This is a genomic window from Bacillus sp. FSL W7-1085, assembly GCF_038595035.1.
In the GTDB taxonomy this organism is placed as follows: domain Bacteria; phylum Bacillota; class Bacilli; order Bacillales; family Bacillaceae; genus Bacillus; species Bacillus altitudinis.
Genome location: NZ_CP152000.1, coordinates 185521 through 202483, shown reverse-complemented (window position 1 = coordinate 202483; position 16963 = coordinate 185521). Strand labels below are relative to the sequence as shown.

Annotated in this window: 16 protein-coding genes; 2 read left to right on the top strand and 14 right to left on the bottom strand. The window is 41.3% G+C overall.

Going from position 1 to position 16963, the window contains the following annotated elements; genetic code table 11:
- Window positions 1-51: 51 nt before the first annotated feature.
- The 9 genes from MKY11_RS01145 to MKY11_RS01105 all read right to left on the bottom strand — a co-directional run bounded on the left by MKY11_RS01145 (window position 52) and on the right by MKY11_RS01105 (window position 6980).
- Window positions 52-249 carry a hypothetical protein gene (locus tag MKY11_RS01145; protein ID WP_243173187.1) on the bottom strand — a complete coding sequence of 66 codons (198 nt, stop codon included), beginning with the start codon at window positions 247-249 and terminating at the stop codon, window positions 52-54.
- A 70-nt stretch (window positions 250-319) separates the two neighbouring features.
- Window positions 320-712 carry a RidA family protein gene (locus MKY11_RS01140; protein WP_274660723.1) on the bottom strand — a complete coding sequence of 131 codons (393 nt, stop codon included), beginning with the start codon at window positions 710-712 and terminating at the stop codon, window positions 320-322.
- 126 nt (window positions 713-838) lie between these two features.
- Window positions 839-1351 (bottom strand): PadR family transcriptional regulator, encoded by a 513-nt coding sequence (locus MKY11_RS01135; protein ID WP_041508142.1) that lies wholly within the window; start codon window positions 1349-1351, stop codon window positions 839-841.
- A 5-nt stretch (window positions 1352-1356) separates the two neighbouring features.
- Entirely contained in the window at window positions 1357-3822 is a 2466-nt protein-coding gene (locus MKY11_RS01130) for an FtsX-like permease family protein (RefSeq protein ID WP_342501754.1), read from the bottom strand.
- A complete protein-coding gene (locus tag MKY11_RS01125) occupies window positions 3791-4510 on the bottom strand; it encodes an ABC transporter ATP-binding protein (RefSeq protein WP_342501753.1) in 720 nt (239 codons plus the stop codon). Before MKY11_RS01125 ends, MKY11_RS01130 begins: the two co-directional genes overlap by 32 nt.
- A 155-nt stretch (window positions 4511-4665) precedes the next feature.
- Entirely contained in the window at window positions 4666-5430 is a 765-nt protein-coding gene (locus tag MKY11_RS01120; protein ID WP_342501752.1) for an ABC transporter permease subunit, read from the bottom strand.
- The gene (locus tag MKY11_RS01115; RefSeq protein ID WP_342501751.1) at window positions 5427-6344 is read right to left on the bottom strand and encodes an ABC transporter ATP-binding protein; all 918 of its coding nucleotides are present in this window, start codon (window positions 6342-6344) and stop codon (window positions 5427-5429) included. Before MKY11_RS01115 ends, MKY11_RS01120 begins: the two co-directional genes overlap by 4 nt.
- A 14-nt stretch (window positions 6345-6358) precedes the next feature.
- Complete coding sequence (locus tag MKY11_RS01110) at window positions 6359-6550, bottom strand: PLD nuclease N-terminal domain-containing protein (protein WP_017358881.1); 192 nt, start codon at window positions 6548-6550, stop codon at window positions 6359-6361.
- 157 nt (window positions 6551-6707) lie between these two features.
- Window positions 6708-6980, bottom strand: a complete 273-nt coding sequence (locus MKY11_RS01105) for a DUF2200 family protein (protein WP_144668367.1) — start codon at window positions 6978-6980, stop codon at window positions 6708-6710.
- 417 nt (window positions 6981-7397) lie between these two features.
- Between MKY11_RS01105 and MKY11_RS01100 the strand changes: the two genes are divergently transcribed.
- Together MKY11_RS01100 and MKY11_RS01095 are read left to right on the top strand one after the other, a co-directional pair.
- Window positions 7398-7940: a tyrosine-type recombinase/integrase gene (locus MKY11_RS01100; RefSeq protein ID WP_144668369.1), complete on the top strand. Its 543-nt coding sequence runs from the start codon at window positions 7398-7400 to the stop codon at window positions 7938-7940.
- Window positions 7941-7979: 39 nt separating this feature from the next.
- Window positions 7980-9212, top strand: coding sequence for a DNA cytosine methyltransferase (locus tag MKY11_RS01095; protein WP_144668371.1), 1233 nt, complete (start codon window positions 7980-7982; stop codon window positions 9210-9212).
- A 51-nt stretch (window positions 9213-9263) separates the two neighbouring features.
- On the opposite strand, the gene MKY11_RS01090 is transcribed toward MKY11_RS01095, so the two are convergent.
- From MKY11_RS01090 to cdaA, 5 genes are all read right to left on the bottom strand, one after another.
- Entirely contained in the window at window positions 9264-10088 is an 825-nt protein-coding gene (locus MKY11_RS01090) for a hypothetical protein (RefSeq protein WP_342501750.1), read from the bottom strand.
- A 731-nt stretch (window positions 10089-10819) separates the two neighbouring features.
- A complete protein-coding gene (glmS, locus tag MKY11_RS01085) occupies window positions 10820-12622 on the bottom strand; it encodes a glutamine--fructose-6-phosphate transaminase (isomerizing) (RefSeq protein WP_282746396.1) in 1803 nt (600 codons plus the stop codon).
- 579 nt (window positions 12623-13201) lie between these two features.
- On the bottom strand, window positions 13202-14548 hold the full coding sequence (gene glmM, locus MKY11_RS01080) for a phosphoglucosamine mutase (RefSeq protein WP_008360584.1): 1347 nt from the start codon (window positions 14546-14548) through the stop codon (window positions 13202-13204).
- Between the two features lie 25 nt (window positions 14549-14573).
- A complete protein-coding gene (locus MKY11_RS01075; protein ID WP_327862475.1) occupies window positions 14574-15980 on the bottom strand; it encodes a YbbR-like domain-containing protein in 1407 nt (468 codons plus the stop codon).
- Entirely contained in the window at window positions 15973-16794 is an 822-nt protein-coding gene (gene cdaA / locus MKY11_RS01070; RefSeq protein ID WP_008344027.1) for a diadenylate cyclase CdaA, read from the bottom strand. The genes MKY11_RS01075 and cdaA overlap by 8 nt, the downstream gene beginning before the upstream one ends.
- Window positions 16795-16963: the final 169 nt, after the last annotated feature.

Sequence of the window (16963 nt, the reverse complement as noted above, 5' to 3'; positions counted from 1 at the left end):
TTACTTACCTTTCATCAACTGTACCTTTCTTAAATCACCTCGGTAGAAAACTTATGCCTTATGATCTTTTTCTTCTTTAAAAAGCACACGCTTCACATAAAACAAAATCCCCAATCCAAACAAAATCAACGGCAACTCCCAGTCTGCAGAAATCGGCAGCCATTTCAACACCATGAGAATCAGCAAAACAGCTCCCACACTTGCATAAAAGACCACCGTTTTTTTCAATTCTTGGTTTGATTGAAACAAAAAACCACCTCTTTATTAACACTTTTTATACCATTTTTAGCATATTCAACTGATATAAACAATCATTTCATCAATCCATATCCCGACAAGCCCAAGCATCCACCTCAACCTTTAAAGCAGGTGAAGCCAAAGCCACCACATAAATCATCGTCATACAAGGCAGCTGATCCCCTAAAAACTGACCCATGATTCGTTTTCTACTCTCGGCATCAAACTCACCTACCAAATAAAACACAAGCTTTGTTATATCTTCTACTTTCATATCTGCCGCTTCTACATTGCGTTTTACATTCTCTAACGCTAGCTCGAGCTGTTCCATCGGGCTCGCTGGGATGGTCCCATCGACTTCCATCCCCACTTGTCCTGATAAGGTTAACCAACGCTGCGGCCCTGTTGTCTCTATTTGATGGATGTACGGTGCAACTGGCGCGTGAATGGTCTCAGGATTACGTGATGTTTTCATTGATCAAACCCCTTTTCTGAAAATACAATCAATTTACACCTATCATACCAAACTTTCTTCCCATCCTATCTGCGTATGCTCCGAACGAAGCCAAAAAAAAGACCTTTCTTCAAAAGAAAGACCTCTCTAAAATGATGCTCCGCTCCGATGCTCAATTTGATGAATCCAATTCAAATCTGCCTCTAAATGAAGCAGCGTGCCAGAAATCAATAAGTACCGACTCTCATCACCTTGCACAAGACATTCTGTTTTCAGCTTCGTGAGTTCCATCACATCTTTCATGATGACGGCTTTCTGCTGCTGAAGCATTTCTTTTTCTTGATGAAATCTGATTTTCCGTGCACAGCCCCATTTAAAGTGAAAATCATCCTTTACAGCATGATACGGAACAGGCGCCAACAGCCATGATTCCAGCTCTTGTCTGCCTTCTTCCGTCACGTCGTACAACTTTCGATCTTGGTCATCTATTCCCACTGCTGTCACCAATTGATCACGAATTAACCGATCAAGCGTTGTGTAGATTTGACCCGGATTGATTTTTCCTTTTATTCCGAGCAATGACTCCAGCTCTAGCTTTAATTCATATCCATGATGTTGCTGCTGACAGAGCGATGTTAAAATTCCGTATTTCACTGACATATGATTTAACCTTCTTTGAGAGATGATATCATCTCTATTTTACTCGCTGTCGCACTAGAAATCCACGAAGCCGCTAAACTGAGCGCAATTCCTGCGATCACTGCCAGCAACACATGCACAAATGGCAGCTGAAATGAAACAAATCCACCGAGCCAATCAGATTGGCTTGAGACATATAGAAGAATCACACCAAATAAAATGCCGCCAATCACACCTGATAACCCAATGAGCACACCTTCTCCGACGATCATTTTTCTCACCTGCTGCTTTGTCAGCCCAAGCGCCCGCATGGTGCCAATGTCAGATGTACGTTCAAGCGTATTCATCAGCAGTGTATTGGCTGTTCCAATGCTCGCGAGCCCCATAATGAAAATGAGCATCATAGAAATTAACTCGTTCATACCAGTTAAAGCCGATGTCGTTGATTCAATCTCATCCTCTACTGTTTTCACCTTTGAAAGCCGCTGCCCAAAGTCTTCCCATAGTTGATCTCGTAAAGTCTCACCGGCACCTTTGTCTTTTAACGTAAGCAGTAGATCAAGGGGCTGCGTCCACCCTAAATCCTCTTGTAAAAATGTCTGATCGACAAATGCCACATAACCCGAATGATGAGAAGTCTTGACCACATCAATGACTTGTAACTGCTGCCGACCAGAAGGTGCATTGAGATACACACTCTCTCCAATACGCCCACCCCATTCATCAAACGCACGCTCTCCTAACACGATAGAGGGCTTTTCTGCTAAATGTTGATACAAATCGCCTTTATTGTCATCTTCTATAAAAGACGGTCCCTTTTCCTCTACGCCGATCAGAGAAAATTGTCTTTTCTCTCCATCAGCCGTTTCCCATGTCAAAGGAGCCGCTTCCATCATCGCTTCCACCCGCTCAACAGCCTCATAGGATGACAGCTTTTCTTGATCCGCTTTCGTCCATGGGGCTTCAGAAGTAACCCTGAGATCGCCTCCATACGTTTGACGAATCTCTTTTTCGTAGCCATCTGGAGCCGATTCAATGACCGCACTTAAAAGCAAGATCACAGCAATCCCAACAGCTAGAATCGCCGCCGTATTAGCATTTCGATTCAGTTGCTGCGTGACATGCTGCGAGGATAGATGACCCGGGTAACCAAAGACAAACTTCAAAAGAGGCGCCAACAACCGGTTCAAAAAGAGCAGGAAAAATGGGAATAACAGAACCATGCTGGCTAAAATGGCAAGATAAGCAGCCGGATGATCCACCCATACAAATGAAAGCAAGCCTATCCCTATCGCCGCTCTAATGACCGATTGTTTCTTCGGTGCAGAAGGTTGGGTGGTGGATTTTAAAGTCAGCAGCACAGACGTTTTCCCTGCATAATAGATCGGAAATAACGAAAACAGCACAGGGAACACAATACCAATGATCACTGCTATTACAACAGGCACTTGCCAATCTAACGAATACACCATATCAAAAGCAAACACACCAAGCAGTGTTTGCATGAACACATCCCCAAGCCAAACGCCAATCGGCACCCCAATGACGGTTCCAATACAAGCCAAGATCAAAACCTCAATCAACATCAGCTTAGAAACAGAACCCTGTGTATAACCGAAGCTCTTCATAATCGCAAATTCTTTTTTTCGTTCCATCACACTCGTATAAATCATATTAAACACGATAAAACCGCTCATAAACATCGACAGCCCTGCGATGAGGTAAAAGAACGTGTACAACCCGCCAATGTCATTACTTTGCCGGTCATCCGCCACCACAGGCTGGACAAAAACATCGGCATCCTTGAACTCTTTCTGTAAAGATTGAAAGAGCTGTTCCCCGCCTTCATTTGTCTGAAATCTCATATAAGAAAGCTGATCATCCATTCCCGTCCAGTCTCTCAATATATCAAGCGGCGCCATCACACGAAAGCTCGATGATTCTGCACCCTCCCAGTCACTTGGACTTGAAAGCAGCTGTGTATATTCCACAATGGCAGATACCTTCGCTTCGCCCAAATCAGAAAAACGAATGGTATCTCCCACTTTTTTATTCAGCAGCTTCGCCACAACATCTGGTATGACCAACCCCTGATTATCCAAACGCCCTTCAATCACAGGCAGCTTCAGTAAAGAGCTCGTTTGATCTTGCACCCCGGTAATGCGCACCGCCCGTTGGTTAAGAGAGTGATCACCTTCTACCTCAAAAAACGTCTGTTTATCCAGCGCTAATAATGATCCTGTCACATCAGGATGTTTTAAAATGGAGGAGATCTGTTCCTCATCATACGTATGATCATCACTCAACACCCAATAATCTGCATCAGCGACATACATTTGCTCATAGTAATGAAACACATCATTTGTCGTTCGATCGGCAATGAGCATCGACGTGACAAAAGCGATCCCCACCATGATGCCTAAGACAGAAATGGCGAACCGCTTTTTATGCTGAAGCATGTTACGCCATGAAATTCGCCACATACTGAGCATAATCATCATCCTTTCTAGAAATCACTTGATCAATAACACCGTCTTTAAAAAGGATGATTCGATCCGCAAACCCCGCTGCGAAAATATCATGCGTCACCATGATAATCGTCTGCTTGCTTTCTCGATTGAACTTGCACATTAACGCCAAAATATCCTCCGCTCTATGCCGGTCCAAGTTCCCCGTCGGCTCATCTGCTAACAGCACTGACGGCTGATTGACTAGAGCTCTTGCAATCGCTACACGCTGCTGCTGCCCGCCGCTCAGCAAACTAGCCCGTTTCCGCCCAAGCCCATTCAAGCCAACAGCCTCTAACAGCTCTACAACCGTCTGTTGATTCTCCTTTGTTAAACGTCCATCTGCATGCAGCGGAAACGCCACATTTTCTTCGACAGTTAATGTAGGCAGCAGCTGATAATTTTGAAACACAAACCCAATCTGTTTTCTGCGAAAAATCGTTCTCTCTTTCTCAATCATCTCACTTAACTGATGCTCATCTATCAAAATCTCTCCATCAGTAGGCAGATCAAGCCCGCCTAACAGCTGAAGTAATGTACTTTTTCCAGAACCACTCGGTCCCATCACCGCTACAAACTCCCCTTCTTCTACCGTCAAATCAACGCCCCTCAGCACCTCAGTCCGCTCCTGGCCTTGAATGAACTCCTTCTTCACATGCTTGATCTGAATCATCTGCAAACTCCTCCCATCCCTTTACGGAGTAATTATATACTAAGTATATATTATTTCAACATTTAAATCATGATAATATGTATTTATATCTTATTTATTACTTACTAAATATATAAAAAACCCTTTAGATTTTCATATCCAAAGGGTACACCATGCTACAATTCTTGTTTTCTAAAAAGAAACCATCCGATGAGAAAAAAGAAACCAATCAATACCGATACACCAAGAAAGCTTGTAAGCGCCTGATCCGAATAAGTCCCTCTATGAATCATCTCCTCAGCCGCACTTGTGACGCCTTTAGGTGCAAACTTCCCTAATGCATCCTCATAAAACGAAGGAACGGTAAACAGGATGAGGTTGATCAAAAGGGAAACGCCGCCCGCAGTCACTGAACGCTTAAAGAATGCCGATGCACAAATGGTCGACACCACAATAAGCAGTAGGTTTGGATAATACAAAAGCGTTCCTTTTAACACATCGCCCCAAGCCACATGCCCAAATTGAATGTTCACATAATAAACGGAAGCTAGCACCGCCACTATCAAACTAAACAAAGTTAAACAGGCATAGGCGCATACTTTTGAGGCATAATAACTCATTCGACTGATCGGTTTCACCATAATCATCGCCGTCACCCCAGAGGCACGCTCTCCAGCAATCGTCCCCATCACGATCATAATCAGGATAAACACGCCGAGCGAATCAAATTTACTCAATGCACTGGCTAAAGCTTCTCCAGCACTAGGCTCTGGTATATAAAATGTAGACCCTTCAGGTAAATTCGCTGATTTCGACAAAAGATCTGGCAGCATTTTGAGTGTAATAGGCTGTGTGATCATTAAAATCGTAAAAATGATTGGCACAAATAAGATTTTATAACTAGTGAATAACTCCCTAAATTCCTTTTTCAACATCATCATGCCGTCACAACCTTCATAAAAATATCTTCAAGCGTTAGCTTAGATAGTCGATATTGGAGAAGAACACCGCCAGCTTCAGTGATGAGACCCGGCAGCTCTCTCAATGCCATTTGTTGATCTTTCACTCGTACCTGATAAGTGTCCCCTGTCTCCATGCATTCCTCCACCCAATCCCGTTCTTTTAACAAAGCCACTAGTTTCGGATTCTGTTGTTCTAATTGAAATTCAATCACGGGCTGGATATAGTCTTCTTTGAGCTGTTTCATCGAAGAGGACATCTCAATTTTGCCGCTGTTGATCATGATAATATGATCCGCCACTCGTTCAATGTCATCTAAAATATGGGTCGACATAAAGATCAGCATCTCATGCTTTAGACGCTCAATCAAAGTCAGGACGTCTTTTCTCCCCATAGGATCAAGTGCCGACACTGGTTCATCTAGTATGAGGACCTTCGGGCTGTTGATCAATGCCTGCGCAATGGCAAGTCTCTGCTTCATCCCTCCGCTGTAGCTGCCAATGGCACGATCCTTCGCCTCATACACCCGGCAAAGCTTCAACAGCTCCTCTGTTTTGGAACGAATGGTGTGTTTCTCTAATTGAAATAACCCGCCAACCCAATGCATCCATTCCTGCCCCGTCATATCCTGATAAAATGCAGGATGCTGCGGACAGTACCCAATCACCTGACTGATTTGATCCATGTCCTTTTCGACATCAAAACCTGCCACCTTCACAACGCCAGACGTAGGACGAGCAAGCCCAGTCAAAATCCGGATCGTCGTTGTCTTCCCCGCTCCATTGGCTCCTAAAAAGCCAACACATCCAACCTCCCCAACAGAAAACGAAACATCTTTTAACACTTCATGCCGTCCATACGATTTCTTCAGCCCGTGACACTCCAACATATTCAAGCAAATCCCCCCTACTAAGATTGTTTACGACCAAAAATGAAATACGCAATAGGACCGGCACTCGCCACAAACACAATCACCAAAGCCCAAACCCACTTCACTTCTCCCCTAATCCTCGATGGATCTCTTTTCAGCAAATCAAACAAACCAATCACCATTAAAATCGCTTGCAGCAAAATAAGAGGTAAAATCAGCTTCATATCCATCCACACCACTCCCTTTTCAAACGCCAATTTGTTTTGGTATTACTTCTTTTGACGACATGAAAAGTGAATTCGTTCAAATGGATTTTATTTTTATTGGTCGAATGGTCTATAAATATAAAAAAGCCCAGTGAAAGTTCACTGGGCTTGATTGTGATGATCATGACGAATCTCGCAAAATCTTTTCCATTTTCTTTTCTTTCGCTAATTCATCAATCAGCTTAGAAGGATGAAGCTCAGGAGCCTCAGCAAAGAAGGTTTCAACGTCTATCTGTTTGTTCAACTGTTTGTGTAACTCATCTGGACTGTAACCCGTTAACCAGCAAATGATCGTATCAACTTCAGCCTTCGTTCGTCCCTTTCTCTCCACCTTTGCGATGTAGAGAGGATAGACTTTTGCGAAGCTCATTGTGTAAATTTCGGGGTTGGTCATGTGTTCTTCTCTCTTTCATTTTTGAATATTCAAGCTGTATTACCTTCTCTAGGTGCCGCTCTCTTAGTATGCCCATTCCCTTTTTATTACCTGCATCTTTTTTGAAAGACCTATATTTAAGAAATTGAACGAAACAGAGTCTTAGAAATACACAAATCGGTCCTTCAACGGTAGCAGGACCACAAATCAACAAAAAAGAGCTTATAAACAATGCGATATAAACGATTAAGAAAAAAATAATTCCCCATTTTTCTTTTTTTAAGTACCGATAAAAATGACATCCCCCCTTATAAATGTGCATCTCTAAAAACACGATAAAGTTCTATAATGTAGATATATAGTATCTCATAATATGTAGACAAAATTAAGGAAAAATGATACATTGAATGTATAGTTTTATTCAAAAGGATGATAGTAATGGTAAAAGTAAATAATGTTCAACCACTACGTTCAATAGAGGACATACAGAAAATGAAAAACTCTCTGATTAGATACTGCTCCTATAGAGACTATTTTTTATTTGTTTTGGGTATCAATACAGGCTTTAGAATTAGCGATATACTTCCTCTAACAGTCAAAGATATAAGAGATAAAAAACATATAGTTATTAAGGAAAAAAAAACAGGCAAACTTCGGTCAATCCATGTAAATAAGTGTTTAAAGAAAGAGATAGATGAATACACCTCTCTCATGAGTTATAGAGAGCTTTTATTTCCTTCTCGAAAGGGATTAGAACCAATCACTTTAACGCAAGCTTATCGGGTGCTACAAAAAGCATCTAAGATTGCAGGTATTGAGCATGTCGGGTCCAGAACACTCAGAAAAACGTTCGGTTATCATCATTATCAAAAACACAAAGATATTGCAGCACTTCAAGAATTTTTTTCTCACCCTTCTATACGAATTACTAAATTGTATATTGGAGTTATAGAAGATGAAATTGAAGATAAATTAAAGTAATTTAGTTAATAGTTTAACTAGTAATGGAGGATTCATATAATGATAAAGTTACAAGAACGAGGAAGAGGTAAATTTAAACCTGCCCCAAATTATAAAATAGATGAAGTAAAAGCTATATTGTATGAAAAAATAGCTGAAGAAACACAAAATGTTAATGATGAACCAGATAGTTATCAACTCGAGGACTTAATGTATGCTACTGACAAATTCAATATAGTTTCACTTTTCTGTGGAGCTGGTGGTTTAGATTTGGGGATAGAATTAGCAGGGCTTGATGTAATTATAGGAGAAGAGAATACTAATGAGTCATTTGAAAACAAGGAAAAGTTTGAGATGGTACGTGCGAATGGTCTATTTCATCATTTATATTCTAATGATTTTTTCAAAGAAGCATTAGAAACATACAAAAAAAACTTTCCTGATTCAACCTACACACATAATAAAGATATAAAAAAGGTAAAACAATTCCCAACTGGGGATATTGTTCTCGGGGGATTTCCTTGCCCTGGCTTTTCAGAGGCTGGACCTCGCCTCGTGGATGACCCAAGAAACTTTTTATACATCCATTATATTCGTTGTTTAATACAAACAAAACCAAAATTTTTTATAGCAGAGAACGTTAAAGGGATGCTGACTCTAGGTAAAGGAGAGGTATTTAGACAAATTAAAGAAGACTTTGAGGCCGCAGGATATCGAGTTTATCATAAACTTGTTAATTCAAGAGATTATGGAGTCCCGCAAGTGCGAGAAAGGGTATTTTTAGTAGGTGTTAGAGAAGATATTGATTATGAATATGAATTCCCAGAACCTACACACGGTCCAAATTCTGATTTGTTCTTACAACCATACGTTACATTGAGGGAAGCCATTGGTGATTTGGAGAATAACCCTGGTCCTTACTTTACAGGGTCCTACTCTTCAATCTTTATGAGTCGTAACCGTAAGAAAAATTGGGAAGAACAGAGTTTTACTATCCAGGCTTCTGGCAGACAAGCTCCAATACATCCTGGTGGTCTCCCTATGAAAAAAGTTGAAAAAAATAAATGGACTTTTCTTGATGGTGAAGAAAACAATCGCAGGTTATCGGTCAAAGAAATAGCAAGAATTCAAACTTTTCCTGATTGGTATGAATTTAGTGACGGTAATAATGATAAGATGTCTGTAAATGGACGTTTAGATAAGATATACAAACAAATCGGCAATGCAGTTCCTGTTCAGTTAGCTCGTGCCATTGCAAAGCCAATTGCTAACTGGTTATATGAAAACAAATAAGAGTGACCATTTGAGATTTGATATTCAAATCTCAAATGGCCATATTTAATTTTAAAGCTCTTCTTTAACTGGTATGTAAATATTGTAATCACTCTTTAATTCTTTTAATAGTCTATTATGATTCAGAGCGTTAGGACTGACCTTAACATATTCACCTAATTGGTTTAACTGAGATAAAGTTGTCACTGTTGTCATTTGTGGGAGACGATTATAAGGTTTAAACTGAGTATATATGCCTTTTCCTCTATTAGTTCCTTCAGTCAAAGGATTAATCGGTCGATAAATAATTTTAAAATTTCTACTTAAACGCAAAATTACCTCTTCATTGATTGGCTCTAGGTTTGAAAACAATTCATTAATATTTTGTGGCGATCTTTCTGAAACGTATAAGCAATTAGCAACATGAAGCCCTGAACCAAACCCTGCCACCACAGTTAAAATATCTTCATATGTAAAGACTTCTGTAAACTCTTTCGCAGTATTACCAGAACGTTTTCCGAAACAGATACTTACACCAACATACAGAGAAGCTGACGGATGGTCTCTCCACCAATTAGACCATTCAGTGCAGTCTAAAGTCAGTCTATTAAATGCTTCTTCTCCAAACTCTCCAATCACTCGTTTATGAGAATACCAATTCCCGAAATAATCAGCACTACTGAGTTTTGCTGATATTTTGATTGGCTCAGAGTTCTCTAATTGGATAATGACATCAGTTTTAGAACCTGAACCCCCAACTCTTTTCACTTCAATAATTCTTGCACCAGGTCGTACTCCTATATCCTCCATCCACTGTGGTATATTAAAAGGTATTGTTGAACTACTTCGTATGGATTGAACAATATCGTGTTCAAACTGGTCAGTTATTTTAGACAATTAATTCTCCTCCTATTATTTTTGGCAAATAGTCTATTTGTCATTAGGTATATACTAACATCCATTACTGAGGAAAAAAAAGCATTTCACTATAAATTATTAAATGAACAAACCTTTAGAAGATGAACAAAATAAAAAATACTCACATATATATTACAAATTCTTCTTAATTATTTTGAACATGTCTTGATAATCCACAGCTCATCGATTTTGATAAAGCATCGTCCAATTCCGTATACTGTACTTGTTTCCACTCATCTTCTCACTCCCCTCTTTCTTTTAATTAATTCAATTTCTTGACCATGATTTTCGAGTGATTCAGGAATGAATATTAGCGATCATACTTATTTTCTTATTCTACAATCTTTTTTTGTGGACCTTGCCTGTACTTAAGTGAACAATCGTCCACTGTTTATAAATAATGGCTTTAAAATTACTATTATCTCACCTCTCTGCTCCAATTGATTATTGAACTTGCACTACCGAATATTGTAGTTTGACTACTACAATTAATGAATGCTCCTATATTTCCATTAATCAATAATTTGCGACCATTTCGTATTTACCGCCTTCTTTTCCAAAAAAATCTTTACTCAATCTTTTCATACAACAAAAAACACGAGCGAAAATCGGACGTGGTGATTCCAATTTTCGCTCGTGTTAAGGGAACGTTTTATTTGACCAAGAGTACAGTTTATTCTGGCTAGAGAATGAATTGCTCTAAAACTTCCCTACTCCACCGTCACACTCTTCGCAAGGTTACGTGGTTTATCCACATCACACCCGCGGTGAAGGGCTGCGTAGTAAGCGATCAGCTGTAATGGCACAACAGATGCAAGTGGTGCAAGTGCTGGGTGTACAGCTGGAAGGACGAAACGGTCGCCTTCGTCTTCTAGGCCTTTTAGTGAGATGACACATGGGTTTGCACCACGTGCAACGACTTCTTTGACGTTACCGCGAATGCTGAGGTTCACGTGCTCTTGCGTGGCAAGGGCAATGACCGGTGTGCCTTCTTCAATTAAAGCAATGGTGCCGTGTTTGAGTTCTCCGCCAGCAAAGCCTTCTGCTTGGATGTAAGAGATCTCTTTTAATTTTAGTGAACCTTCAAGGCACACATAGTAATCAAGTCCTCTTCCGATAAAGAATGCGTTACGTGTCACTGTGAAGAAATCACGAGCGATTTGTTCCATTTCATCCTTTTGATCGACAAGGGCTTCCATTGCGTTTGCTACAATTCCAAGCTCTTTCACAAGATCAAAGTCAAGAGATTGACCATTTAATTCAGCTGCAACGGATGCAAGGATCGCAAGAACAGCGATTTGCGCTGTGTAAGCTTTTGTTGAAGCCACTGCGATTTCTGGTCCTGCATGAAGAAGCAATGTGAAGTCTGCTTCACGAGAAAGCGTAGATCCTGGTACGTTTGTGATCGTTAATGCTTTATGACCAAGCTCTTTGACTTGAACAAGTACAGCACGGCTGTCCGCAGTCTCTCCAGATTGAGAAAGGAAGATGAACAACGGCTTTTTCGATAGAAGCGGCATGTTGTAAGAGAATTCACTTGCTACATGGACTTCTACAGGTACTTTCGCCCAGTCTTCAATGTATTGTTTACCAACAAGTCCAGCATGGTAGCTCGTTCCACAAGCCACGATGTAAATGCGGTCTGCTTCTGCTACTGCGCTTGCGATATCGCCAGCGACTGACAACTTGCCGTTTTCGTCTTGATATTCTTGGATGATTTTGCGCATCACTAGCGGCTGTTCATCCGTTTCTTTTAACATGTAGTGAGGATATGTGCCTTTCTCAATGTCGCTTGCATCAAGCTCAGCGATATAAGAAGGACGTGTCATGATATCACCGTCAAGGTTTTTAATGATGACCTCGTCTTTTGTGACAATGACCATTTCTTTATCCATTAATTCCGCATATTCGTTTGTTACTTGAAGCATCGCCATTGCGTCAGAAGCCACAACGTTGAAATCTTCGCCGAAACCAACCAATAACGGGCTTTTGTTTTTCGCCACATAGATTGTTTCTTTGTTTTCGTTATCGAAAAGGGCAATTGCGTAAGAGCCTTTTAGTTGAAGAAGCGTTTGACGGAAAGCTTCCTCTGTATCAAGACCTCTATTCACAAATTGTTCGATGACTTGAACAACAACCTCTGTATCTGTGTCGCTTTTTAGTGTGACGTCTTGTAAATATTCGCGTGTCAATTGTACATAGTTCTCGATGACACCGTTATGAACAAGCGTAAAACGGCCAGAAGCACTTTGATGCGGATGCGCATTTAGATGGCTTGGTACACCGTGTGTTGCCCAGCGTGTATGTCCAATTCCTGCTGAAGATGCCACGTTTGTATCAACGACTTCACGAAGCTCAGCGATACGTCCTTTTTCTTTGAACACATGCACGCCATCTTCGTTTGCCACAGCGATACCTGCTGAGTCATACCCACGGTACTCAAGCTTCTCTAAACCTTTTAATAAGATTTCCTTCGCATCATTCTGACCAATATAACCTACGATTCCACACATAAATATTCTTCCTCCCGATCATGTGAAAGGGACAAAGAAAGCCTACTAAAATAGAAGGGACATTTCTTCGTCCCTCTCTACATGTTTAATTTGGGAGATCATGTGTATTCCCTTTGTACAAAGAGTCACCTCTTTGCTTTAAAGAAACACTTACGGCTGTGATCTCTATATTTGATCAGCCGGGAGGCATCCGCCGAAAAATTCGATAACCTCCATCCTCGTCAACTAAGCATCTGTCTCGTTCGATCGCTTAGTTCGGGCGCTATAATTATAAGAGTGGCTGAACATCTACCCTGCCTTTCCTGCTAGAATAAAAATCCAGTAACACAAGGATGATTGTACTATAAGGTCTGACCTCCGTCAATCACAATTTAGCGGGTGATCCCCATCATGTTAGAAAGTAAGACCTCCCTACACTATATGCGATGAGGCTTGTCACGTTCTACCTTTGATGTGCTCTCTTATGTATGAAAGCAAGCAGCAAATTGCCCTCGCTTATATCATTCGTATAGAACTTTCCTCTTATGACGTTTATTCGAAAAAAAGCAAACCGCTGCTTAGCGATTTGCTTTACATCAATTACTCAATACCCATTTCTTCTTTGACAACAGCCGTAATGCGAGCCACGTATTCATCACACAGCTCTTTTGTTTTCGCTTCTGCCATGACACGTACAAGCGGCTCTGTTCCTGATGGACGCACAAGGATACGTCCGTCACCGTTCATCTCTTTTTCAACCTCTTGGATCACAGCTTTTACTTTTTCATTTTCTTCCACTTTATACTTATCGGATACCTTCACATTCACTAGAAGTTGCGGGAATTTCTCCATTTCAGCTGCAAGCTCTGACAATGTTTTTCCTGTTGCTTTTAGTGTATTCACCAGCATGATCGCAGAAAGCATGCCGTCACCTGTCGTATTATAATCAAGGAAAATCAAGTGGCCTGACTGCTCGCCTCCGACATTATAGCCATCCTTTTTCATCGCCTCGACCACATAGCGGTCACCAACAGCGGTTTGAATGCTCTTAATGCCTTGCTTCTCAAGCGCTTTATAGAAACCTAGGTTACTCATGACCGTTGACACGACCGTGTCATCCTTCAATCGGCCTTCACCCTTTAAATAACGTGCGCATATGTACATAATTTGATCGCCGTCTACAATATCACCTTTTTCATCAACTGCAATTAAGCGGTCGCCGTCGCCATCAAACGCAAGACCAATATCCGCTCCTTTTTCTTTCACAAAAGCAGAAAGTGCCTCTGGATGAGTAGAACCTACGCCATCGTTGATATTCAATCCGTTTGGTGATGTTCCCATTGTTGACACATCTGCATCTAAATCTGCAAATAAATGTGTTGCAAGAGAAGAGGTTGCACCATGTGCACAATCAAGCGCTACGTGAATACCTGTGAAATCCTCGTCCGCTGTCTGTTTCAAGAATTGCAAGTATTTCTGACCGCCTTCAAAGTAGTCATTTACTGTTCCAAGATCCGCTCCAACTGGGCGTGGCAATTGATCGACCGGCTGATCCATCAGCTGCTCGATTTCATTCTCCTGTTCATCAGACAGCTTAAAGCCGTCACCGCCAAAAAATTTAATTCCGTTGTCTTGAACTGGGTTATGCGAAGCTGAAATCATGACACCTGCTTCTGCATCCATTGCCTTCGTTAAATAAGACACACCAGGTGTTGAGATCACACCTAAACGCATGACTTCAGCCCCAATTGAAAGTAAGCCTGCTACGAGTGCTCCTTCTAACATATGACCAGATACACGCGTGTCTCGTCCAACGAGTACCTTTGGACGTTCTTTATCCTTCGTGAGCACATAGCCGCCAAATCTCCCAATTTTAAATGCGAGCTCTGGCGTTAATTCGCTATTAGCCACACCCCTTACACCATCAGTTCCAAAGTACTTGCCCATGTTTCAATCGCTCCTTTTTTACCATTCAAGAGGACGCTGCGTCCTCTTTATTATCTTCTTTGACCCGCTGTCTTTGACTCGATTCTTTTTTTGCTTTATCTTGTGTTGATTCCTTTTGACTCTTCTCTTCCTGATCATCATCGGATGATTGATCTTTCCGACCATTCGTAGAAGCCGGCTGATCTTCTGTATCAGTAGAAGTCAGTTTCACTTTGACCTTCGATCTAGATAATGTCCACGTCACATTTTGAGGGCCATTCACTTGTACTTTGACCTCATGTGTTCCTTCGTTTAAGTCCCCGACATTGATATAGGCTTCAATATCTGAAGCCTTTAGTTTATCAATTGCACTCTTTGATCCTTTTGCTGTTAGTGTGAGACGCCCAGAAGACGGACTCACAAATGCAGAGCTAAGATCCTTGCTCAGACCCACGACAGAAATTGGGACATTATCGATCTTTTTTTCTTCAGCTGTTGCAACCTTCACTTTGATTTTAACAGTTTCAGGTGATACCTTTTTCACACCATCTGGCAGTGGAATGTCGGCATCAATCTCTGTATCATCTTTAATCTTGCTTAGGTCGAGCTTAACGCCGTCAATAAAATCAAGTGCATCCAGCACCTTTTGAGAACCGTAGACTGTCACCTCACTTGGGCTTGTCTCGATGCTTGAGATACTGATCCCATCTGGCAAGCTGCCCGTCCGCTCAATCTTAAACGGAACTTTCTTGCTTGGACTCGTAATCGGGACCGTAATATCTACCACAGACGGACTCACTTCGACCGGCAGCTCATTCCCACTGCTATCATACACAGTGAGCTTCGCTTCTTTCTCAATTTGCTGATCGACATCCTCTAAGTTAACAAATGCTTTAATGACAGAAATTTTGTCGATCACGTCTTTTGAGCCAGTAACCGTGACATTTTTCGGATTCACAATAGGCTGCTCTGGTGAATAGCCGTCTTTGATTTTATTTTGATTATAAAATTCAGTTTCAACAGGAAATTCAGCTGTCGTTTTTTCTTGTATCGTCACAGTCGTCACAGACGGATTAATCGTTAACGTGATTCCTTTCGATACATCTCTTGCCTTCAATTCGACTTTATGTGTACCTGTCGTCAGGTTTTGCATATCTGCGTAAATTTCAAAATTTTTCGTTTGTCTTGCTGTTTTCACAGCACTAGTTGATCCTTTAATCGTGACATTGACTGTCTGCGGCACACCAGTGACTACATACTTTTCGTCGTCATAATATGCTTTAACAGGTATGTCCGTTAAGGTTGCTTCGTCTGTTGTCGATGTTGGGAAAAAGGATTCACCGATTTTTTTCGGCGTGGGCGCTTGCGCTGAATTGACTGCACCATACAGCAATAAAGCGAAGACCAATGCAAGAAACTTAACGGCCCAGCGATTATTCAAAATCTTATCCATTTTTCTTGCCCCTCCAATACCATTTGGTCGAGGAAGCATCTTTGCTGTTCTTACTAAACTCAGCAATCAGCATTTCTTCAAGCGCTTCTTCTGTCAATTCTCGATGGAGATCACCATTTCTTGCGACACTAATGCCGCCTGTCTCCTCGGAGACAATGACGGTTAAACTGTCCGTTACTTCACTAATACCAACTGCCGCGCGGTGACGTGTACCGAGCTCCTTAGAGATAAAAGGACTTTCAGACAGCGGTAAATAACACGCTGCAGCTGCAATCTCATCACGCTTCATAATCACAGCGCCGTCATGGAGCGGTGTATTCGGAATGAAGATATTAATCAGCAGCTCAGAACTGACCTTTGCATTTAAAGGAATTCCGGTCTCTATGTAATCATTCATCCCAGTATCGCGCTCAATCGTTAATAGCGCGCCTATTCTTCGTTTTGCCATATAGTTAATTGCTTTTGTAATTGCCTCGATCGTTTTCTGCTGCTGTTCCTCTACAGGTGTTCCGCTTCTAGAGAAGAAACGGCCGCGCCCAAGCTGCTCAAGCGCTCTCCTTAGCTCTGGCTGAAAAATAATAATGATCGCAAGGAACCCCCACGTAATCGCTTGATCCATCAGCCATTGAAGTGTGTTAAGACCGAGATACGCACTTCCCATCCTGACGAGAACAATGACGACAATTCCCTTTAAAAGCTGAACCGCTTTTGTTCCGCGGATGACCATCATTAATTTATATATCACATACCAAACAACGAGAATATCAACAGCATTACCGAGGTACTGCAAAAAAGGAATATCCCCTAAAGCCATTTCCTCGTCCTCCAGAATTTTCAGTTATTCTTCGTTCGATTTATTTTTTATAAAAAAAGAGCCTATGTGTAAGTACATAGCGTGGCTATTATACCACATTTTGTTTCAGCAAGGAAAATAGTTGCCATATCTGGCTAGCATTCAAGTCTGTCCATCAATAGAAAAAGAG